Origin of the sequence: Curtobacterium sp. WHRI 8282, from assembly GCF_040223925.2 — a bacterium.
Lineage (GTDB): Bacteria > Actinomycetota > Actinomycetes > Actinomycetales > Microbacteriaceae > Curtobacterium > Curtobacterium flaccumfaciens.
The window spans coordinates 21,700-40,447 of sequence record NZ_JBEHCD020000002.1 but is presented as its reverse complement, the minus strand read 5'-3'; the positions used below and the strand labels follow the sequence as shown (position 1 = coordinate 40,447).

Below are 18,748 nucleotides of genomic sequence, written 5' to 3'. Positions count from 1 at the left end.
CACAGGCGGCGCACGCGCCGACCTCGTCGTCAGTCGGCACCGGTAGGTTCTTGTTCCATGCGCGTCGCGACCTGGAACGTGAACTCCGTCCGCACCCGAGTGGGTCGGATCGTCGACTGGCTGGTGCGTGAGGACGTCGACGTCCTCGGCATGCAGGAGATCAAGTGCAAGCCGGAGCAGTTCCCGGTCGAGCAGTTCGAGGCCGCGGGGTACCACGTCGAGGCGCACGGTCTGAACCAGTGGAACGGCGTCGCGTTCGCCAGCCGGCTGCCGATGGAGGACGTCACCCGCGACTTCCCCGGCCAGCCCGGGTTCCTGAAGGGCCACGAGGGGCCGGACCTGCCGGTCGAGGCCCGCGCGATCGGCGTCACGGTCGACGGCGTGCGGCTCTGGAGCCTCTACGTGCCGAACGGCCGCGAGCTCGGCGACCCGCACTACACGTACAAGCTCGACTGGCTCGCCCAGCTTGCCGACCGCACCTCGGAGTGGATCCAGGCGTCGCCGGAGACCCCGCTCGCACTGATGGGCGACTGGAACGTCGCACCGCTCGACCAGGACGTCTGGGACATGCGGGTCTTCGAGGGGTCGACCCACGTCAGCGACCCCGAGCGGGCCGCGTTCCGCGAGTTCGAGGCGCGGGGTCTGCAGGACGTCGTCCGCCCGATCCTGCCCGACGGCTACACCTACTGGGACTACAAACAGCTGCGGTTCCCGCGCAACGAGGGCATGCGCATCGACTTCGTCCTCGGTTCGCAGGCCTTCGCGGACGTCGTCACCGACGCCTCGATCCACCGGAACGAGCGCAAGGGCGACGCCCCGAGCGACCACGTGCCCGTGGTGGTCGACCTCGACCTGGACACGTCGCTCGACGACGACCGGCCGATGATCTTCTGATCGGAGTCGGGTCACCCGGCCCGGAGCGACGACGCACGTCCGGCTCTGTTACGCCCGGCGTCCGCCGTGATTGAGCCGTCCGTCACGCCGACGTAGGTTTCCTGCACCGAACCCCTTCGAGAGCAGGTGAAGCCATGTCCCGCACGACGATCCTTCCCATCCAGCGCCTCATGGCGACCGCGGCCCCCGGTGCGTGGCGCGACGGCATCGTCGTCGAGACCCGCGCAGCCGACGCCGTGGTGCTGTTCCTCGACGGGAGCATCACGCAGCTGCGGGTGGCGGACGCCGACGGCGTCCTGTCGGTCGGCGAGCCGGTCGCCCACCACCCGGTCGCAGAGATCCTCAGCGCCGGCGGTCGACAGACCACCGCACGCGTCGCGTAGCGCAAGCGGAGCGGTTCAGGCGGAGCGGTTCAGGCCGCCATCGAGTCGAGCATCGCCTGGCACTTCGACACCATCTCGTCGCAGGCCATGGCGCAGTACCGGCACGACTCGTCCATGTCCTGGTGCTGGCGGCACTCGGCGGCACATGCGGTGCCCATCGCGACGACGGCCATGAGCATCGCCTGCATCGCCGCGGTGTCCATCCCCATCGGACGCATCATCATCCGCATGCCGGTGTCGGCGAGCATCGCGGTGTTCGAGCACATCGCGGCGCAGGTCGCCATCTCGCCGCCCATCCGCATGTCGGCCGCGGAGCACATCGTCGCCGCCATCGACGCGGCGTTCATCGCCATCATCGTGTCCTGCATCATGTCCATGTCCATCTCCATGGGCATGTCCGTCATCGACAGGTTCTTCATCATCGCCATCGTGTCCATCGCCGGTCTCCTCGTCGTGGTCATCGGTCACGGAGCGGTCCGCCCCGCGTGCCCGCCAGGGTACGCGCGTGCTGTCCGCGCTTCGTGAGCAGAACGGGTCGGGTCGGCGGACGCGACCCGACCTCTGCTGCTCACCATCCGCGGTGGTTGCCACCACGGCCGGACGGGAGGCCCGGTGCGGCCCCGCCACGGGCCTCCCGTCCGCCGCGTCGCGCGTCCACGGCGCGCTACGGGTGCAGCAGGGCGGCGATCGCGACGAGCACGGGCACCGAGCCGAGCGTCGAGATGAGCACGACGTCGCGCGCCACCGGGACCGCTGCCCCGTACCGCTGCGCGTAGTTGAAGACGTTCTGCGCCGCCGGCAGGGCGCCGAGGGTGGTGAGCACGAAGACCTCCTGGTCACCGAGCCCGAACACGAAGCGTGCGAACACGAACGCCACGGCCGGCATCACCACGAGCTTGATCGACGACGCGACGATGACGTCGGTGCGGATCGCCGGGTCCCGCAGCGGGGTCGCACCGTGCAGGCTCATCCCGAACGACAGCAGCACGACGGGCACCGCGGCCGCGCCGACGAGCGAGAACGGCTCGAGCACCGGGTCGGGCAGCGTGATCCCCGTCGCCGAGCACACGAGCCCGACGAGCGAGGCGATGATGATCGGGTTCCGGAACGGCCCCGCGATCCGCCGACCCCACCCGCCTCCGCCCGCGGTCGCAGCGTCCAGGATCGTCAGCGCGATCGGGGCCATCACGACGAGCTGCAGCAGGATCACGGGCACGACCGCGGTCGCCTGGCCGAGCACGTACACGGCCACCGGCAGTCCGATGTTGTTCGCGTTGACGTAGCTGGACGCCAAGGCGCCGACGGTGGTCGTGGTGACGGGGCGGCGCAGCACGAGACGGAACACGGCGGCGGCACCGAGGGCGACCACGGCGGCACTCAGCAGCGAGACCCAGAGCATCGACGACAGCAGCGACGCGATGTCGGCGGTCGCGATGGTGTGGAACAGCAGGCACGGCATCAGCACGAAGAACGCGAGCCGACTCATCACGAACTGCGCGTGCGGGCCCAGCAGACCGATGCGTCCGACGACGTACCCACCGGCGATGATCGCGCCGATGATCGCGAAGCCGGTCAACACGCCACCCATCCCGTCCATCCTGGCACCTGCCGGCGGTGATGTGACGTCACTCAGGTCGGAAATGCGTACGCATCGAATACCGTTGAGCGCATCATGACCTCGACGAACGCCGACACCCTCACCCGGTCCACCGACTCCAGCCAGCCGCTCGTGCCGCTGCTCGAGGAACGCTGGAGCCCCCGCTCCTACGACGAGACCGCGACGATCTCGGACGACCAGCTCGACGCCGTCCTCGAGGCCGCTCGCTGGGCCCCCTCGGCCATGAACTTCCAGCCCCGCCGCTTCATCGCCGGCCGCCGTGGCACCGAGACCTTCCGGAAGATCAACGAGAACCTGCTCGGCTTCAACGCCGCCTGGGCCTTCCGCGCCAGCGCCCTCGTCGTCGGCGTGCTCGAGACCGTGACCGCCGACGGTGAGGAGCGCCCGTTCGCGCAGTACGACCTCGGCCAGTCGCTCGCCGCCCTGACCGTGCAGGCGCACGCCGAGGGGCTGCACATGCACCAGATGGCGGGCATCGACGCCGCCGGGCTCCGCGCCGCGTTCGACCTGCCCGAGCGGTTCCTGCCGTACACGGTCACGGCCGTCGGCACCGTCGCGCACCCGTCGCAGCTCGACGACAAGGCCGCCGAGCGCGAGGTCGCCCCCCGCACCCGCATCCCCCTCGACGAGGTCGTCCTCGTCAAGGAGTGAGCACCGGCGGCACCGCCGCCCGCGATCGCCACGACGGCCGCGTCCCTGCGGGGGCGCGGCCGTCGGCGTACCATGACGTGACATGGATCAGCACCAGGACGACGCCCCGCCGGAGATGAACTTCTACACCCGGAAGTGGGTGCGACCCGAGGACCTCAACGCCAACGGCACCCTGTTCGGCGGCAGCCTGCTCCGCTGGATCGACGAGGAAGCCGCGGTCTACGCGATCATCCAGCTCGGCAACGGCAAGGTCGTCACGAAGTACATGTCGGAGATCAACTTCCTGTCCTCGGCCAAGGAGGGCGACATCGTCGAGATCGGCCTCGTCGCCACCCGGTTCGGCCGGACGTCGCTGACCATGCGGGCCGAGGCGCGCAACCTCTTCACGCACCGCAGCATCCTGACGATCGACGAGGTCGTCTTCGTGAACCTCGACGAGGACGGCAACCCCGCCCCGCACGGCTACACGGACATCACCTACGCCCGCGACCGGGTCCCCGCCACGCACCGCGCGTGACCCCGCAGACATCGCGCAGCACCCGGGCACCCGGGTGGTCGTACCCTGCGGGTGGTCGGCGGGCTCTGGCAGGATCGGTGGCATGACCACGCCCCGCCTCGTCGCCTTCGACCTGGACGACACGCTCGCCCCGTCGAAGTCCTCCCTCGACCCCCGCATGCTCGAGACCTTCGCGTCCCTGCTCGAGGTCGTGCCGGTCGCGGTCATCTCCGGCGGCAACTTCACCCAGTTCGAGCAGCAGCTGGTCACCCCGCTCCGGCAGCGTGACGGCCTGACGCTCGACGCCCTGCACCTCCTGCCGACCTGCGGCACCCGGTACTACCGCTGGGAGGACCAGGATTGGGCACTGCAGTACGCCGAGGACCTCACCGACGAGCAGAAGGACCGCGCCCTCGCCGCGGTCGAGGCCCGTGCGAAGGAAGCCGGGTACTGGGAGTCCGAGACCTGGGGCGCCATCCTCGAGGACCGCGGGTCGCAGATCACGTTCTCCGCTCTCGGTCAGTCGGCCCCGGTGGACGTCAAGAAGCAGTGGGACCCGACCGGCGAGAAGAAGGACCACCTGCGCCGTCTGGTGCAGCAGGACCTGCCCGACCTCGAGGTCCGCTCGGGCGGCTCCACGAGCATCGACATCACCCGCAAGGGCATCGACAAGGCCTACGGCATGCAGCGTCTCGCCGAGATCACCGGCATCGCGCTCGACGACATGCTCTTCGTGGGCGACCGGCTCGACCCCGAGGGCAACGACTACCCGGTCAAGGCGCTCGGCGTCCCCTGCCACGCGGTCGAGGGCTGGGAGGACACCGACGCGTTCCTGACGGAGCTCATCCCCACCCTGCGCTGAGCGCGCGGCGGACGGGAGGCCCGTGGCGGGCCCGCACCGCGCCTCCTGTCCGTCCGCGGTCGCGTCCAGAGCCGCGAACGCGACCGATGCAGCCGGGCGATCAGCCCAGACTGCGGACGGCCTCGACGAACGCACGGATCTTCGCGGGGTCCTTGACGCCGCGCTCGGACTCGACGCCGCTCGACACGTCGACGCCGTCGGGATCGAGCGCCTCGACCGCGGCGACCACGTTGGCCGGGGTCAGCCCACCGGCGAGGATCCAGGCCTCGTCCACGCCGTCGATCGTGGCCGGGTCGACGAGCCGCCCGCTGCCGGGCACGGCGGCGTCGAGCAGCAGCAGGTCGTGGTCGAACGCGGCGCGCTGTTCGGGCGTCTCGCGCAGGTAGTCCTCGGCCGCGATGGCGCGGATGGTGAAGAAGCCGGCGTCGCGCGCGCGGGCGAAGTCGGACGCCGACTCGCCACCGTGCAGCTGCAGGGTGGTGAGCCCGACCTCGGAGGCGATGCCCACGATCTCGTCGATCTTCTGGTCACGGAAGACCCCGACGGCGTCGATGCCGTCCGGCACCCGCTCGACCAGTTCCTTCGCCAGGTCGGCGGTGACGGTCCGGGGGCTGCCCGCCGCGAAGACGAACCCGACGGCGTCGGCACCCGCGTCGATGGCGGCGTCCACGGTGTCGGGCGTCGACAGGCCACAGATCTTGATCCAGCGCTGGTCGGTCATGCTGTCCATCCTGCCAGGGCGCTCCGGTGCTCGGAGCACGGCGCCGCCGAGCGGGTCAGTGCAGGGCACCCGCGACGTAGGCGGCCACGCAGGCCGCGGTGACGCCGAAGGCCGCGAAGGACCCGACCAGGACGTTCCGCCGACGCCAGCGACGCACCGCGGAGAACGTGCCGCGCTTGGCGTGCCGGTGCGCGGCGCGGTGCATGCGGTGGTCGCGCTGGTGCTTCACGCGTTCCGGGCCGAGCGGCACCGGGCCGGTGATCTGGGTGGACCCGCCGCGCAGCGCGTTGGCGATGGCGACCGCCGTGGGCCGGCGCTCCGGGTCGCGGGCGGTCATCCGGCTGAGCAGCTCGCGCCACTCGTCGGCGACGTCGTCCGGGATCTCGGGATCGCGACGGAGCCGGGCGAGTGCGGCCTCGATCAGGGTGCCCGAGTACTCCTGCTTGCCGGTCAGCGCCTCGAGCAGGACGAGCCCGAGCGAGTACACGTCGGTGGCGAAGCTGATCGGTTCGCCGGCGACCTGCTCCGGGCTGAGGTAAGCGGCGGTGCCGATGACCGTGCCGTCGTTCGTCAGGCGGGAGCCGTCGACGAAGTGGGCGACGCCGAAGTCGGTGAGCTTGACCGTGCGGGCGAACCCGGACGAGCCCTCGTCGCTGATCAGGATGTTGGCGGGCTTCACGTCGCGGTGCACGATGCCGCGGGAGTGCACGTAGGCCAGGGCGTCGGCGAGCTGCGCACCGAGGTCGGCCACCTCGTAGTTGTGCAGGGCGCCCTCGGACAGGCGGCGGAGCAGCGTCGTGTCGGCGATGAGCTCCATCACGATGAACCGGTGCGGGCCGTCCTCGAACTCGTGGGTGCCGGCGTCGTACAGCGGGATGAGCCCCGGGTGGGAGAGCATGCTGAGCAGCCGGATCTCGCGCTCCTGGCGGACGCGGTCGGCGGTGGTCATCTTGTCCGGGGTCGCGAAGAGCTTCACGGCCACGGCCCGGTACGTGTGCTCGTCACGGGCTTCGTAGACGGATCCCATCCCGCCGGTGCCGATGAGCTTCACGAGCCGGTACCGCGCAGAGAGGACGGTGTCCGCCCGCGCGCTGTCCAGCAGGGTCATGGTGTCCGTCGTCCCGTCCGGAGCCCGTGGTTCCGCGGCCGCTGCCGACGTGTGAACTCAAGGGAAACGGTACGCGTCCGACTCTCGATCCGCATGGCCGTTACGACATCGTGATCGCCGTACTCCCCCGGGTTTCCGGGGATCGACGGGGTACAGTCCGACCTCCACCAGGACGAGGAATCGCGCAAGGAGGACAGCATGGCGTTGTCGAAGGGTGACGAGGTGCACTGGAACACCTCGCAGGGCAGGACGACCGGCACGCTCGTACGCAAGCGGACGAGCGACTTCGAGTTCGACGGGCAGCACTTCAGGCCGACCGACGACGACCCGTACTGGATCGTCGAGTCGGAGAAGAGCGGCAAGCAGGCCGCCCACAAGGAGTCGGCGCTGACGAAGGCCTGAGGCTCAGTCGCGGGCGGGCTCGGCGCGACGACGACCCCGGGCACCGCCAACGGCAGGGCTGCCGGCGGCGTCGTCGTGGTCGTCGGGGCCGCCCGTGCGCCGCTCGGCGCGCACGCGGCGGATCCGGCGCACGACGAAGGTCACCACGACCGCGGCGATCGCGACGTAGAGCACGCGGTCGATCCACTCGGTGTAGGCCTCGACCTGGTCGTACTGCGACCCGAAGGCGGCACCGAGCAGCACGAGCGCGCTGTTCCAGATGCCGCTCGCGATGATCGTGAACACCGAGAACGTGCCGAGGTGCATGCGGTCGGCGCCGGCCGGCAACGAGATGAGGCTGCGGACGATCGGGACGAACCGGCCGAAGAAGACCGCGCTCTTGCCGTGCCGGTGGAACCAGCCGGCCGCCTTGCGGAAGTCGTCCTCGTCGACGAGGGGCAGCTTGCCGAACCACCGCGTGGTGCGCTCGAACCCGATCTTCGCGCCGAGCCAGTACAGCACCAGCGCCCCGAGGTACGAGCCGATCGTCGCCAGCACCAGGACCAGCACGAGGTTCATCTGGCCGGCGCCCGCGAGGAACCCGGCCAGCGGCAGGATGACCTCGGACGGGATGGGCGGGAACACCGTCTCGACGAAGAGCATCAGCCCGACGCCCCACTCCCCCAGGGCGTCGATCAGCTGGAGCACCAGGCCGGAGAGTCCCCCGAGGTCCGACGGAGCGGTGGAGTCGCCACTGGCGACGGTCATGGCACGGGCGGTCACGGCAGTCGTCATGCCCCCAGCATCCCTGAACGCCCTGTCAGGACCCGGCGCGCTCCCTGGGTGTCAGCCGAGTCCCATGTGGACGGAGCGCACGTGTGCGAGTGACCGGGCGAGCGCACCCCGGGCCACGGCGTCCCGCCCGACGGTCGACGGAGTGAACGCCGCCGGGTGCCGGAGCTGCGGCGTGACGATCTCGTCGAGCGCGGCGCAGAACACCTCCGCCGCCGGCAGGACCTCGCCACCGACGACGACGACCTCGGGGTCGATCGTCGTCACGAGCTGCACGACACCGGGCGCCACGTCGGCCGCGAACGCACGGACGGTCTCGACGGCCGACACCGAGCCCTGGGCGGCCGCGGCGAAGACGGACTCGAGGTCCGTGTCGGACGGGATCCGGGCCTCCAGGCGGGCGGGTGCGGCGGGCCAGCCAGTCGAGGCGATGCCGCCCATCTCACCGGCGGCACCGCGCGCACCGCGCGCCAACGAGCCGTCGACCACCAGGGCGGCACCGATCTGCCGCCCCATGACCAGGTACAGGCCGTCCCGGACGCCGTGGAACCGCCCCCACCGGGCCTCGGCCGTGGCGGCCAGCTTGGCGTCGTTGTCGAAGAAGGTGGCGACCCCGGGGAAGAGGTCCTGGATCCGGCCGGGCACCCGTCGCTCGACCCACTCCGGCACCGCGACCGTGTAGTCGATCGCCCCGTCGCGGTCGACGACCGCCGGGACGCCGAACGTGGCACCGAGCACCGGGGCTCCACCGGCGGGGCCGCCGACCGCGCCACCGACGGGCGACGTCAGCCGACGGACCACGTCCTGCACGCTCGACCAGGCCTGTTCGGCGTCGGCGAGGTCGGTGTAGCGCTCCTCGACGCGGGCGAGCGTGACGCCGCGCAGGTCCGCCCGCACGCCGACGATGCCGTGCAGGCCGAGGTCCACGCCGAGCACGGAGCCGGCCGACGCGTCCGCGGCGAAGCGCTTGGCCCGACGACCGGCCTTGTTCGGGGTCGCGATCGCCTCGGCCTCGGTCACCCAGCCCTGGTCGACCAGGTCGGCGAGCGCGGCCTCGACCGTGGGGCGGGAGAGCCCGACCGTGCGGCCGAGCTCGGTGACCGTGCGGGAGACGTCGTCGCGCAGGAGCTCGTCGAGGATGGCCCGCGAGTTCATCTGCCGCAGGACGCCGGGGGTCGTCCCCACGACACCGGGGGTCGAGCCCGCGACGCTCGGGGTCGTTGACACGGTCTGCTCCACGGTCATAGCCTCCACATTACGAAAGATCATTGAGGAATGGTGGCTCCGACATGCTCGTCCCACGACCGCGCCGCACCGCTCCCGGTGTCGGGGCCTTCGAGATCACCCCGTCGACCCGGATCGCCGCCGACCCGGCGAGCGAGTCCGTCCGACTGTACCTGCAGCAGACCCTGCGGGGATCGACCGGGCTGCCGGTGCGGGACGCCCTCGACGACACGGCACCGGGGGCCGGCACGATCGCACTGCGCGTCGCCGACGACCCGTCCCTGCCCACGGGCCCGACGACGCCGGAGGGCGACCGGGCGGAGTCGTTCCGCCTCACGGTGACGCCGGACGGCATCGACGTCGTCGGCGGTTCGCCCGCCGGGGTCTTCTACGGCGTGCAGGCCCTGCTGCAGCTGCTGCCCCCGGACGTGTACCGCAGCGGCCGGGTCGCGACCGGCCCGTGGTCCGTCCCCGCCGTGGTCGTCGAGGACGCCCCGGCCTTCGCCTGGCGCGGCGTGATGCTCGATGTCGCCCGCCACTTCCGCACGAAGCACGAGGTCATGCGGGTCGTCGACCAGCTCGCCGCGCACCGGATCAACCGCCTGCACTTCCACCTCACCGAGGACCAGGGGTGGCGCATCGAGATCCGGAAGCACCCGCGCCTGACCGAGGTCGGCTCCTGGCGTCGGGAGTCCCAGGTCGGCGCGCACGTCCCCGGGCCGGACGGCACACTCGTCGTCGCCGGGTTCGACGGCCGCCCGCACGGCGGGTACTACACGCAGGACGACATCCGCGAGATCGTGGCGTACGCGGCCGACCGGTTCGTCACCGTCGTCCCCGAGATCGAGACCCCCGGGCACGTCCGTGCGGCGCTGGCGGCCTACCCGTCGCTCGGCGTCACGGGTGAGCCGGTCGAGGTGTGGACCGAGTGGGGCATCACCGACGATGTCCTGAACGCCGAGGACGCCACGATCGACTTCTTCAAGGACGTCCTCGACGAGGTCATCGCGCTCTTCCCCTCCGGCTACATCGGCATCGGCGGCGACGAGTGCCCGAAGGTGCAGTGGGAGACCGACCCGCGCACCCAGGAGCGCATCCGCGAGCTCGGGCTGCAGGACGAGGAACAGCTGCAGGCCTGGATCATCGGGCAGCTCGCCGCACACGTCGAGTCGCACGGCCGGCGGGCGTTCGGGTGGGACGAGATCCTCGAGGGCGGCACGCTCGACCCCTCGGCGACCGTGGTCTCCTGGCGCGGGCTGACCGGCGCACGCACCGCCGCACGCCGTGGGCACGACGTCATCTCGTCGCCGGACGACCAGGTCTACCTCGACTACCGCCAGAGCGACCTGCCGACCGAGCCGATCCCGGTCTCGATCGTGCTCACCGTCGACGACGTCTTCGCCTTCGACCCGGTGCCGTCCGGACTCACCGACGCCGAGCGCGCCCACGTCATCGGCGGCCAGGGCAACATGTGGACGGAGCACGTCGACTCCGCCCGTCGGCTCGACTACCAGCTCTTCCCCCGCGTCGCCGCCCTCGCCGAGGCACTGTGGTCGGCGGACGTCACCGGGCCGCGTGACCTCGCCGAGTTCCGCGGGCGCCTGGCCGAGCACACCGCCCGGCTCGAGGCCATGGGGATCGAGTACCGGCACGAGGCCGGGCCGTTCCCGTGGGAGCAGCGACCGGGCGTGCCGGGTCGCCCGCACTCGCGCGAGGAGCGTGCGGCGTACATCGACGCGGTCACGGCGAACATCGCCGAGTAGCGCGCGTCGAGCGGTCGCGACACCCCGCTCGGTTCCGCCGAGCGGTCAGGTTCCGACGTGTGGGCGCCACGCCAGCGACGTGACGTGACCGCCCGACGCGCGGCCGGCGGTGCGTCGCGACCACACGACGGACGGGAGGCCCGGTGCCAGCTGGCACCGGGCCTCCCGTCTTCCCTGGGGTCGCGTCGACTACGCGGCGACCGGTGCGCGCTGGCCCACCGTCTCGCCCGCCACCGCAGCTTCACTGGCCGCAGCGGCCTCGTCGACGGGGCGACGACGGACCCACTTCTTCAGGGCGACGAGCACCAGCGCGGACACCACGGTCCCCGCCAGGATCGCGACGACGAACATCAGGACGTCACCGATCGCGAAGAAGACGAAGATCCCGCCGTGCGGCGCTCGCGAGGTCACGCCGGCAGCCATCGAGATCGCACCCGTGATCGCGGCACCGACCATCGACGCCGGGATGACGCGCAGCGGGTCGGCAGCGGCGAACGGGATCGCACCCTCGGAGATGAAGGACGCACCGAGCAGCCACGCGGCCTTGCCGTTCTCGCGCTCCGGCTTCGTGAAGCCCTTGCGGTAGAGCACGGTCGAGGCGAGTGCGAGTGCGAGCGGCGGCACCATGCCGGCCGCCATGACGGCGGCCATGATCTCGAACGGCACCACGTTCGTGGCGGTCCCGGCACCGAGCCCGGCGACGGCGAACGCGTACGCCACCTTGTTGACCGGACCACCGAGGTCGAACGCCATCATCAGGCCGAGGATGATCCCGAGCAGCACGGCCGAGGCACCGGACAACGAGTTGAGGAACGCGGTGAGCTCGGTCATGACCCAGGCGATCGGGCCACCGAGCACCAGCAGCATCAGGCCCGAGGCGATGATCGACGCGAACAGCGGGATGATCACGACCGGCATCAGGCCGCGCAGCCAGCGCCAGGTCGGGATGCGCCCGATCCAGTACGCGGCGGCACCGGCGATGAGGCCACCGACCAGACCACCGAGGAACCCGGCGTTCATGAACACGGCGATGGACCCGGCCACGAAGCCCGGTGCGATGCCGGGACGGTCGGCGATGGCGTAGGCGATGTACCCGGCGAGTGCTGCGACCAGGAACCCGAGCGACACGGACCCGATCTGGAACGCGGCGGCGCCGAGGTAGTAGCCGAGGCCCTCCGGCGGCAGGTTCAGCAGGGTGTAGTTGGTGAGCGTGAAGACGGCGTTGTTCTGGCCCGAGTCACCGTGGGTCAGCGCGATGCCGTACCCGGACAGCAGGAAGCCGAGCGCGATGAGGAGCCCGCCGCCGGCGACGAACGGGATCATGTAGCTGACGCCCGTGAGCAGCCAGCGCTTGAGCGCCTGCCCGAAGTGCTCGTTCGACTTGTTCGTCTCGCCCTCGACGGCGGCGCCGCCCTGCACGCGTGCGGCGTGCGGGTCCTCCGAGGCGCGGATGGCCTCGGCGATCATCTTGTCGGGCTCGTCGACACCGCGCTTCACGGGTCCGGACACCAGCGGCTTGCCGGCGAACCGACCGCGGTCGCGGACGTCGACGTCGACCGCGAACACCACGGCGTCGGCCCGGGCGATGAGCGCCGGGTCGAGGGGTTCGACCTGCGAGGACCCCTGCGTCTCGATGTGCATCTCGGCACCGGCGCGCTGGGCTGCGGCGACGAGGGCGTCGGCCGCCATGTAGGTGTGCGCGATCCCGGTCGGGCAGGCGGTGACGCCGACGAAGACCTTGCGGCCCGCCTCCGGCGCGGTGGCCGGTTCGGCGGCACTGCTCGCCTTCCCGACGCCCGCCTCGGCAACTTCGCCACTCACCTCGTCGTCGACCAACCGGACGATCTCGTCGGCCGTGGTCGCGGCGCGCAGCGCGGCCGTGAAGTCGTCACGGATGAGCGCCCGGGCCAGGGTCGAGAGGACCGTCAGGTGGTCCTTGTCCGCCCCCTCGGGCACGGCGATCATGAAGACGATGTCGGCGTCGCCGTCCGGAGCACCGAAGGGCACCTTCCGGGCCAGGCGCGAGAACGCCAGCGTCGGCTCGGACACCGACGCCGACCGGGCGTGCGGGATGGCGATGCCACCGGGGACGCCTGTGCCGACGCTCGCCTCGCGCTTGATGGCGTCGTCGGCGAGCGTGTCACCGTCGGCGGCGCGGCCGGTCGCGGCGACGCGGTCGGCGAGCACCCGGATCACGTCGGTCGACGTGGCGCCGAGGTCCTCGTCGAGGCCGACGAGCTGTGCGCTGATGAGGCGCGGACTCGAGTCTGCGGACATGTGCTTGCTCCTTCGCAATGGCGCTGATCGCGCGGTGGTGCAGGTGTTCGTGGGGTGATCGGGTGGGGAGGGGATCAGGCGGGTTCGGGGGCCGGGTGCGTTTCGAGCACCCGGACGGAGACCGCCGTCGGGTCGGTGTGGTCGAGTGCCGGCACGTCGCTGCCGGGCAGGGCTGCGGCCGCGGCACCGGTGGCGACGGCCTGGGCGAGACGCTGCTCGGGCGACGCTCCCGCGACCTCGGCGAGCAGGTAGCCGGCGAGCGAGGAGTCCCCCGCGCCGACCGTCGACCGGGCGACGATCCTCGGTGCGGCGGCGGCGAACGCGCCCTCGTCGGAGACCAGCACGGCACCGGCGCTGCCCAGGGTGAGCAGGACCGTGCCGACGTTCCGCCGCCGCAGCCGCTGGGCCCCGGCCACCGCGGCGTCGAGGTCGCGCTCGTACTCCTCGGGGTCGCCGCCGACGACCTCCGCGAGTTCCTCGGCGTTCGGCTTCACCAGGTCGATCCGTTCACCCGACTGCAGCAGAGCGGTGAACGGCACCCCGGACGAGTCGACGGCGATCCGGACGTCCGCACCGTGGCGGGCACGGACGGCCCGGACGAGCACGGCCAGCGCGTCGTCGGGCAGACCGGGCGGCAGCGACCCGGCGACCACGACCCAGCGGGCGGCGGGGCCGGTGGCGGTCGCGGCGGCGGTGTCGGCGACCAGGGCGGCGAGGTCGTCGAGGCGTCCGGCGAGCGAGGGGCCGGGTTCGTTGAGCTTCGTCGTGGTGCCGGTCGGCTCGGTCACGGTGACGTTCGACCGGAGCGGCGCCCCGATCGGCAGCGCTGCGGTGGGGATGCCGCGCGTGGCCAGGCCGAGCAGGACCGGGTCGAGCTCGTCGCCGGGCAGGACGGCGACGGTGTCCCCGCCGCTCGCGACGACCACGCGGGAGACGTTGACGCCCTTGCCGCCGGGTTCCGCGGTGGACCGTGTCGCACGCTGGACGGCGCCGCGCTGCAGTTCGCCGGCGAGCTCGATCGTGCGGTCGAGGGACGGGTTCGGGGTGACCGTGACGATGCGGACGTTCATGCGACGACGACCTCGACGTCGGAGCCGGCGAGCGCCTCGGCCAGGTCGGCGGGCGGCTGCTGGTCGGTGACGAGCGTGTCGATCTCGTCCAGGCGGGCGAACCGCATCAGGGCCTCCACGCCGTGCTTGGCGGCGTCGGCGAGCACCACGGCCCGTCGGGCGGCGAGCACGTAGGCGCCCTTCACCGCGGCCTCGTACTCGTCCGGGGTGCTCAGGCCGAAGCCGGCGGACAGCCCGTTCGTGCCGATGAACGCCACGTCGGGCCGCAGGGCACCGATCTGCTCGACGGTGGCCGTGCCGACCGCGGCGCTCGTGACGCCGCGCACGCGGCCGCCGAGCAGGTGCAGTTCGAGGTGCTCGCTGTGCTGCAGGGTGGCGGCGATCGGCACCGAGTTCGTGATGACGGTGATCGTCGAGCCGGCGACCTCGGGCTCCCAGCGGGCGAGTTCAGAGGCGACGGCGGCGCAGGTGGTGCCGGCGTCGAGGGCGATCGAGCCGGTGAACGTCGGCGGGACCAGGCGCATCGCGGCCCGGGCGATCGCGGACTTCGCGGAGCCGTGCTGGCCTTCCCGCTCGGCGACGCTGAGCTCGACGACGCTCGAGCGCCCGACGGGGACCGCTCCCCCGTGCACGCGACGCAGGACCCCTGCGGTCTCGAGCAGGTCGAGGTCGCGGCGCACGGTCTCGGTGGTGACGTCGAAGTGCTCGGCCAGACCGGCGACCGACACGCGGCCGGCGGACTGCAGCTCGGCGGCGATGGCGGTGTGCCGCTCGGTTGCGTACATGCCCGAACTCCTTCGTTCCGTTGGGTTTCGAGCACTGTACGTCCGAAACCCACAAGAACGCAACCGTTCCGTCACACAACCAACACGTCCACAGGTGCAGGCCGTGCGCTGCAGCGGTCACAACACGTCGCAAGCCGGAGGCCAAGGGGTCACGAAGTGTCGGCTGCGACCGCGCCAGCCGACGTTCCGTGACCGCTCACAGGCAGCATGCGGGGTGTTGTGACCTCGCGACACGACGCAGGTGTCGGTCGCCCGACGGCTACCCCTTCACGGCACCCGCCGTCATCCCGCTGACCAGGCGGCGCTGCACGATGAGGAAGAACACCACGACGGGGATCGAGAACAGCACGCTCGCCGCCATCAGCCCACCGAAGTCCGTGCCCTTGTTCGTCGAGAACCCGGCGAGCCAGACCGGCAGCGTGTACATCCCCTGGTCCTTGAGCATCACGTACGCGATCAGGTAGTCGTTCCACGCCGCGATGAACGCGAACACGCTCGTGGCGATGACCCCGGGCATGACGAGTGGGAACAGCACGCTCCACAGGATCCGGAAGGTGCCGGCGCCGTCCACCTTCGCCGCCTCCTCGATCTCGACGGGGACGGCCACGAAGAAGCCACGCATCACCCAGATCGAGAACGGCAGCACGCTCGCCACGTACGCCAGGATCAGCCCGACGTAGCTGTTCAGCAGTCCGAGGGTCTGGAACGACAGGAACAGCGGGATGAGCAGTGCACCCGACGGGATCATCTGCACGAACAGGATCGCGACCAGGATCGCCCGCCGTCCCCGGAACCGGAACCGCGACAGTGCCGCCGAGGCCAGGAACCCGACGACGATCGACAGCAGCACGGCCGCGACCACCACGATCGTGGAGTTCCGCAGGTAGACCAGGAAGCCCTCCTGCGTGAGCGCCCGCGTGAAGTTGTCGAGCGTCGGGTGCAGCGGCGCCCAGATCGGGGTCATCGTGGTGACCTCGTCGGCGGGCTTGAAGGCGGTGTTCACCATCCAGTAGATCGGGAACACCCAGACCAGGCAGAACAGCACGGCGATGGTGTTCGCGACGACGCGCGGCTTGCGCTTGCGCACCCGCACGGGGCCCTGCGCGGACGCCCCGCTCGTACGGGGCGCCGTTCTCGAGACGGTCACAGGTCCTCCTCACCGCTGCGGACGAGCCGGCGGATGTAGTAGCTGGTGAGCACCCCGAGGATCAGGGTCGAGATCACGGCGATCGCCGCGCCCTGCCCGTAGGCGTTGGACACGAACGACTGCACGAAGGTCCAGATGCCGAGCGTCAGCGTGGCCTCTTCCGGTCCACCGCGGGTGAGCAGCCAGATCTGGTTGAAGACGTTGAAGTCCCAGATCACCGACAGGATCGACACGAGCAGCAGCGTCGGCGCGAGTGCCGGCAGCGTGATCGCGCGGTACATCGTCCACACCGAGGCCCCGTCGAGCGCACCGGCCTCGTAGTACTCCGGCGCGATCTGGGACTGCGCGGCGTACAGCGTCAGCGCCACGAACGGCACGGCCTGCCAGATGACGAGGGTCAGCACGATCGTGTACGCCTGCCCCGGGTGCGACGCCCAGTTGTCCTGCGTGTGGTCTCCGAACACCCGCAGCTGCGTGATGAGCCAGTTGAGCACGCCGTAGAACGGCTGGAAGAGCCACTGCCAGACCAGGCTCGAGGCCACGTTCGGCATCGCCCAGGCCAGCACGAGCACGACGCTGACGATCGTGCGCATCGCGACGCCGAGGCGGGTGAGCAGCTGCGCCACCCCCATGCCGATGACGATCGTGCCCAGGACCATCGCGCCCGTCACGAGCACGGTGCGCAGGATGACCGGCCAGAACGACGCGTCGGTCAGGACGTCCGTGTAGTTCGTCAGCCCGGTGAACCCGGCCTGTCCGGTGAAGATCGCCCGCAGCCCGTAGTCCTGGAACGAGATGACGACGAGCCGGACGAGCGGGTAGACGACGAGGGCCAGGAGCAGCAGTGCCGCCGGGGCCAGCAGGACGAGCGGCGCCCGCGACCCGACCGGCGACCGACGACCCGCGCCGCGCCCACCCCGACGGGATCCCCGCGACGACCCCTGAACCGGCCCGTCGGCCCGCCGGCCACCGGCACCCCGGCCGCCGGCGCCCCGCCCGCCGGCGCCCCGCCCGCCGGTGACCGGCGCGGACTGCTCCGCGTCGGTCACCGGCTCCGCAGTGGACGTCATCGCCTACGGCTGCGCGTTCAGCGCGGTCGTGAGGTGCTTCGAGAAGCCCTCGGCGGCCTGCTCCGGCGACTTCCGGCCGGTCGCGACGTCGGCGAACATCGACTGGAACGAGGCGTCGCCCTCGATGGTGGCCCAGCCCGGCGTGGCCGGGGTCGGTCGGCTCGTGCCGGCCGCCTCGAAGTAGGGCTTGTGCAGCTCGTCGACGTCGTCGGCGACCGCGTCGAGCAGCTCGGTGGAGTTCGGCTCCCAGCCGTCGACCCCGAACACCTGGTCCTGCTGGAACTCCTTCGAGGTCAGGATCTTCAGGTAGTACAGCGCGAGCTCCTGGTTCTTCGCCTTGGCCGGGATCCCCAGGTCGGAGCCGCCGAGGAACACCGGCTGCGTCTTCCCCGCCGTGGACGACGGCATCGGGAACGTGCCGATGCGATCGGCGAGCTCCGGCTTCGCCGTGGTGATCGAGCCGATCTCCCAGGCGGACCCGAGGAACGCCGAGGTGTTGCCCTGTGCGAAGACGTCGCTCTGCGAGGGCTTGTCGGTGTTGATGTCCTGGGTGGACTTCGCCGAGTACGCGTTCTGGAAGTCCTTCCAGGCGGTCAGCCCCTCGACCGCGTCCGCGGAGTCCAGCGTGCCGGTCCACTTGCCGTCCTTGTCCGTCGCGATCTCGCCGCCGGCGTCCCAGACCCACTGCAGCCCGCCGTACCAGTACTGACCGGGCATGTAGAAGGCGGAGAAGTCACTGGCCGGGTTGGCGGCCTTGACCTTGTCGAGGTCGGCGGTGAGCTCGTCGTAGGTGGTCGGCACGTCGGTCACGCCGGCGTCCTTCCAGACCTTCTTGTCGTAGACCACGGCCCGGTTGCCGGCGAACAGCGGTGCCCCGTAGAGCTTGCCGTCGACGGTGGCGGGACCCTCGAGCCCGGTGAGCCAGGTCTGGCCGTCCTTGAGCTCGTCGCGGTACGGCGTCAGGTCGGTCAACCCGCCGGCGGCCGCGTAGACCGGCACCTGCGTGTTGCCGAGGTCGACGACGTCGGGGGCGTCGCTCTGCGCGAGCGCCGTGGTGAGCTTGGTGGTGATCCCGTCCCACTGCTGGGTCTGGATCTTCACCTTCGCCCCGGTGTCGGCGGTGAACTGCTTGCCGGCGGCGTCGAGCACCTTGTCGCTCAGGTCGCCGTTCATCATCCAGACGGTGATGGTCTTGCCCTTGCCATCGGGTGTGCCGATGGACTTCGTGCCGCCGTCGGAAGCGGCATTGCTCCCGGCGGAGCACCCGGTGAGGGCGAGCGCGCCTGCGAGGGCGAGCGCACCGAGTGCGGCGAAACGCGTTCGTGTCACGATGACTCCCTTGGTCCGACCTTTATGAAAGGACGTTGCGTATTCGCAATAGAAGACCCTGCACGACCCCTTGTCAACCGTTGGATCGGTCCCTGTGACCGCTTTCGATCCGCGTGTTTCCGGGGCATCACGGATGTCGAACAGATCGACGCAGATGCTTGACCAGGTGGTCATGAC

19 protein-coding genes are annotated in these 18,748 nt (G+C 71.1%); 7 read left to right on the top strand and 12 right to left on the bottom strand.

Annotated features, from left to right (window positions below):
• Nucleotides 1-57 precede the first annotated feature (57 nt).
• Both ABRP24_RS06555 and ABRP24_RS06550 read left to right on the top strand, forming a co-directional pair.
• On the top strand, nucleotides 58-894 hold the full coding sequence (locus ABRP24_RS06555) for an exodeoxyribonuclease III (protein ID WP_349847163.1): 837 nt from the start codon (nucleotides 58-60) through the stop codon (nucleotides 892-894).
• 134 nt (nucleotides 895-1,028) lie between these two features.
• Complete coding sequence (locus tag ABRP24_RS06550) at nucleotides 1,029-1,277, top strand: hypothetical protein (protein ID WP_027464862.1); 249 nt, start codon at nucleotides 1,029-1,031, stop codon at nucleotides 1,275-1,277.
• A 29-nt stretch (nucleotides 1,278-1,306) separates the two neighbouring features.
• On the opposite strand, the gene ABRP24_RS06545 is transcribed toward ABRP24_RS06550, so the two are convergent.
• A complete protein-coding gene (locus tag ABRP24_RS06545; protein ID WP_232750356.1) occupies nucleotides 1,307-1,714 on the bottom strand; it encodes an aldehyde dehydrogenase in 408 nt (135 codons plus the stop codon).
• Between the two features lie 227 nt (nucleotides 1,715-1,941).
• Nucleotides 1,942-2,865 (bottom strand): AEC family transporter, encoded by a 924-nt coding sequence (locus ABRP24_RS06540; protein WP_071246473.1) that lies wholly within the window; start codon nucleotides 2,863-2,865, stop codon nucleotides 1,942-1,944.
• Between the two features lie 84 nt (nucleotides 2,866-2,949).
• Here ABRP24_RS06540 and ABRP24_RS06535 point away from each other — a divergent pair, with 84 nt between their 5' ends.
• The 3 genes from ABRP24_RS06535 (at nucleotide 2,950) to ABRP24_RS06525 (ending at nucleotide 4,904) form a co-directional block, all read left to right on the top strand.
• On the top strand, nucleotides 2,950-3,546 hold the full coding sequence (locus tag ABRP24_RS06535) for a nitroreductase family protein (protein ID WP_349847167.1): 597 nt from the start codon (nucleotides 2,950-2,952) through the stop codon (nucleotides 3,544-3,546).
• 82 nt (nucleotides 3,547-3,628) lie between these two features.
• The gene (locus ABRP24_RS06530) at nucleotides 3,629-4,063 is read left to right on the top strand and encodes an acyl-CoA thioesterase (RefSeq protein WP_017886352.1); all 435 of its coding nucleotides are present in this window, start codon (nucleotides 3,629-3,631) and stop codon (nucleotides 4,061-4,063) included.
• Between the two features lie 82 nt (nucleotides 4,064-4,145).
• Nucleotides 4,146-4,904, top strand: coding sequence for an HAD-IIB family hydrolase (locus tag ABRP24_RS06525; protein ID WP_071246484.1), 759 nt, complete (start codon nucleotides 4,146-4,148; stop codon nucleotides 4,902-4,904).
• 100 nt (nucleotides 4,905-5,004) lie between these two features.
• On the opposite strand, the gene ABRP24_RS06520 is transcribed toward ABRP24_RS06525, so the two are convergent.
• Both ABRP24_RS06520 and ABRP24_RS06515 read right to left on the bottom strand, forming a co-directional pair.
• Nucleotides 5,005-5,625, bottom strand: a complete 621-nt coding sequence (locus ABRP24_RS06520; RefSeq protein WP_027464868.1) for a phosphoribosylanthranilate isomerase — start codon at nucleotides 5,623-5,625, stop codon at nucleotides 5,005-5,007.
• A 55-nt stretch (nucleotides 5,626-5,680) separates the two neighbouring features.
• A complete protein-coding gene (locus tag ABRP24_RS06515; protein WP_071246475.1) occupies nucleotides 5,681-6,733 on the bottom strand; it encodes a serine/threonine-protein kinase in 1,053 nt (350 codons plus the stop codon).
• 198 nt (nucleotides 6,734-6,931) lie between these two features.
• Here ABRP24_RS06515 and ABRP24_RS06510 point away from each other — a divergent pair, with 198 nt between their 5' ends.
• Entirely contained in the window at nucleotides 6,932-7,135 is a 204-nt protein-coding gene (locus tag ABRP24_RS06510; protein ID WP_027464869.1) for a DUF2945 domain-containing protein, read from the top strand.
• 3 nt (nucleotides 7,136-7,138) lie between these two features.
• On the opposite strand, the gene ABRP24_RS06505 is transcribed toward ABRP24_RS06510, so the two are convergent.
• Both ABRP24_RS06505 and ABRP24_RS06500 read right to left on the bottom strand, forming a co-directional pair.
• Nucleotides 7,139-7,909, bottom strand: a complete 771-nt coding sequence (locus ABRP24_RS06505; RefSeq protein ID WP_232536580.1) for a DedA family protein — start codon at nucleotides 7,907-7,909, stop codon at nucleotides 7,139-7,141.
• A gap of 51 nt (nucleotides 7,910-7,960) precedes the next feature.
• On the bottom strand, nucleotides 7,961-9,133 hold the full coding sequence (locus tag ABRP24_RS06500; protein ID WP_349847172.1) for an ROK family protein: 1,173 nt from the start codon (nucleotides 9,131-9,133) through the stop codon (nucleotides 7,961-7,963).
• A gap of 62 nt (nucleotides 9,134-9,195) precedes the next feature.
• On the opposite strand from ABRP24_RS06500, the gene ABRP24_RS06495 reads away from it, so the two are divergent.
• Entirely contained in the window at nucleotides 9,196-10,893 is a 1,698-nt protein-coding gene (locus ABRP24_RS06495) for a beta-N-acetylhexosaminidase (protein WP_349847175.1), read from the top strand.
• A gap of 189 nt (nucleotides 10,894-11,082) precedes the next feature.
• On the opposite strand, the gene ABRP24_RS06490 is transcribed toward ABRP24_RS06495, so the two are convergent.
• From ABRP24_RS06490 to ABRP24_RS06465, 6 genes are all read right to left on the bottom strand, one after another.
• Nucleotides 11,083-13,170, bottom strand: a complete 2,088-nt coding sequence (locus ABRP24_RS06490) for a fructose-specific PTS transporter subunit EIIC (RefSeq protein WP_301625521.1) — start codon at nucleotides 13,168-13,170, stop codon at nucleotides 11,083-11,085.
• 74 nt (nucleotides 13,171-13,244) lie between these two features.
• Nucleotides 13,245-14,240, bottom strand: coding sequence for a 1-phosphofructokinase family hexose kinase (locus ABRP24_RS06485; RefSeq protein WP_214525608.1), 996 nt, complete (start codon nucleotides 14,238-14,240; stop codon nucleotides 13,245-13,247).
• A complete protein-coding gene (locus tag ABRP24_RS06480; protein ID WP_027464875.1) occupies nucleotides 14,237-15,025 on the bottom strand; it encodes a DeoR/GlpR family DNA-binding transcription regulator in 789 nt (262 codons plus the stop codon). The genes ABRP24_RS06485 and ABRP24_RS06480 overlap by 4 nt, the downstream gene beginning before the upstream one ends.
• 259 nt (nucleotides 15,026-15,284) lie before the next feature.
• The gene (locus tag ABRP24_RS06475; protein WP_349847178.1) at nucleotides 15,285-16,172 is read right to left on the bottom strand and encodes a carbohydrate ABC transporter permease; all 888 of its coding nucleotides are present in this window, start codon (nucleotides 16,170-16,172) and stop codon (nucleotides 15,285-15,287) included.
• On the bottom strand, nucleotides 16,169-17,242 hold the full coding sequence (locus ABRP24_RS06470) for a sugar ABC transporter permease (RefSeq protein ID WP_349847180.1): 1,074 nt from the start codon (nucleotides 17,240-17,242) through the stop codon (nucleotides 16,169-16,171). Before ABRP24_RS06470 ends, ABRP24_RS06475 begins: the two co-directional genes overlap by 4 nt.
• Nucleotides 17,243-17,245: 3 nt before the next feature.
• Complete coding sequence (locus ABRP24_RS06465; RefSeq protein WP_214527474.1) at nucleotides 17,246-18,571, bottom strand: sugar ABC transporter substrate-binding protein; 1,326 nt, start codon at nucleotides 18,569-18,571, stop codon at nucleotides 17,246-17,248.
• Nucleotides 18,572-18,748: the final 177 nt, after the last annotated feature.

What these genes read in the sequence shown, in the direction of transcription:
- ABRP24_RS06540 (WP_071246473.1), bottom strand. Translation starts at nt 2,865, where the DNA reads ATGGGTGGCGTGTTGACCGGCTTCGCGATCATCGGCGCGATCATCGCC.
- ABRP24_RS06485 (WP_214525608.1), bottom strand. Translation starts at nt 14,240, where the DNA reads ATGAACGTCCGCATCGTCACGGTCACCCCGAACCCGTCCCTCGACCGC.
- ABRP24_RS06470 (WP_349847180.1), bottom strand. Translation starts at nt 17,242, where the DNA reads ATGACGTCCACTGCGGAGCCGGTGACCGACGCGGAGCAGTCCGCGCCG.
- ABRP24_RS06495 (WP_349847175.1), top strand. Translation starts at nt 9,196, where the DNA reads ATGCTCGTCCCACGACCGCGCCGCACCGCTCCCGGTGTCGGGGCCTTC.
- ABRP24_RS06515 (WP_071246475.1), bottom strand. Translation starts at nt 6,733, where the DNA reads ATGACCCTGCTGGACAGCGCGCGGGCGGACACCGTCCTCTCTGCGCGG.
- ABRP24_RS06550 (WP_027464862.1), top strand. Translation starts at nt 1,029, where the DNA reads ATGTCCCGCACGACGATCCTTCCCATCCAGCGCCTCATGGCGACCGCG.
- ABRP24_RS06530 (WP_017886352.1), top strand. Translation starts at nt 3,629, where the DNA reads ATGGATCAGCACCAGGACGACGCCCCGCCGGAGATGAACTTCTACACC.
- ABRP24_RS06535 (WP_349847167.1), top strand. Translation starts at nt 2,950, where the DNA reads ATGACCTCGACGAACGCCGACACCCTCACCCGGTCCACCGACTCCAGC.
- ABRP24_RS06510 (WP_027464869.1), top strand. Translation starts at nt 6,932, where the DNA reads ATGGCGTTGTCGAAGGGTGACGAGGTGCACTGGAACACCTCGCAGGGC.
- ABRP24_RS06555 (WP_349847163.1), top strand. Translation starts at nt 58, where the DNA reads ATGCGCGTCGCGACCTGGAACGTGAACTCCGTCCGCACCCGAGTGGGT.
- ABRP24_RS06545 (WP_232750356.1), bottom strand. Translation starts at nt 1,714, where the DNA reads ATGGACACGATGGCGATGATGAAGAACCTGTCGATGACGGACATGCCC.
- ABRP24_RS06505 (WP_232536580.1), bottom strand. Translation starts at nt 7,909, where the DNA reads ATGACGACTGCCGTGACCGCCCGTGCCATGACCGTCGCCAGTGGCGAC.
- ABRP24_RS06490 (WP_301625521.1), bottom strand. Translation starts at nt 13,170, where the DNA reads ATGTCCGCAGACTCGAGTCCGCGCCTCATCAGCGCACAGCTCGTCGGC.
- ABRP24_RS06525 (WP_071246484.1), top strand. Translation starts at nt 4,146, where the DNA reads ATGACCACGCCCCGCCTCGTCGCCTTCGACCTGGACGACACGCTCGCC.
- ABRP24_RS06520 (WP_027464868.1), bottom strand. Translation starts at nt 5,625, where the DNA reads ATGACCGACCAGCGCTGGATCAAGATCTGTGGCCTGTCGACGCCCGAC.
- ABRP24_RS06480 (WP_027464875.1), bottom strand. Translation starts at nt 15,025, where the DNA reads ATGTACGCAACCGAGCGGCACACCGCCATCGCCGCCGAGCTGCAGTCC.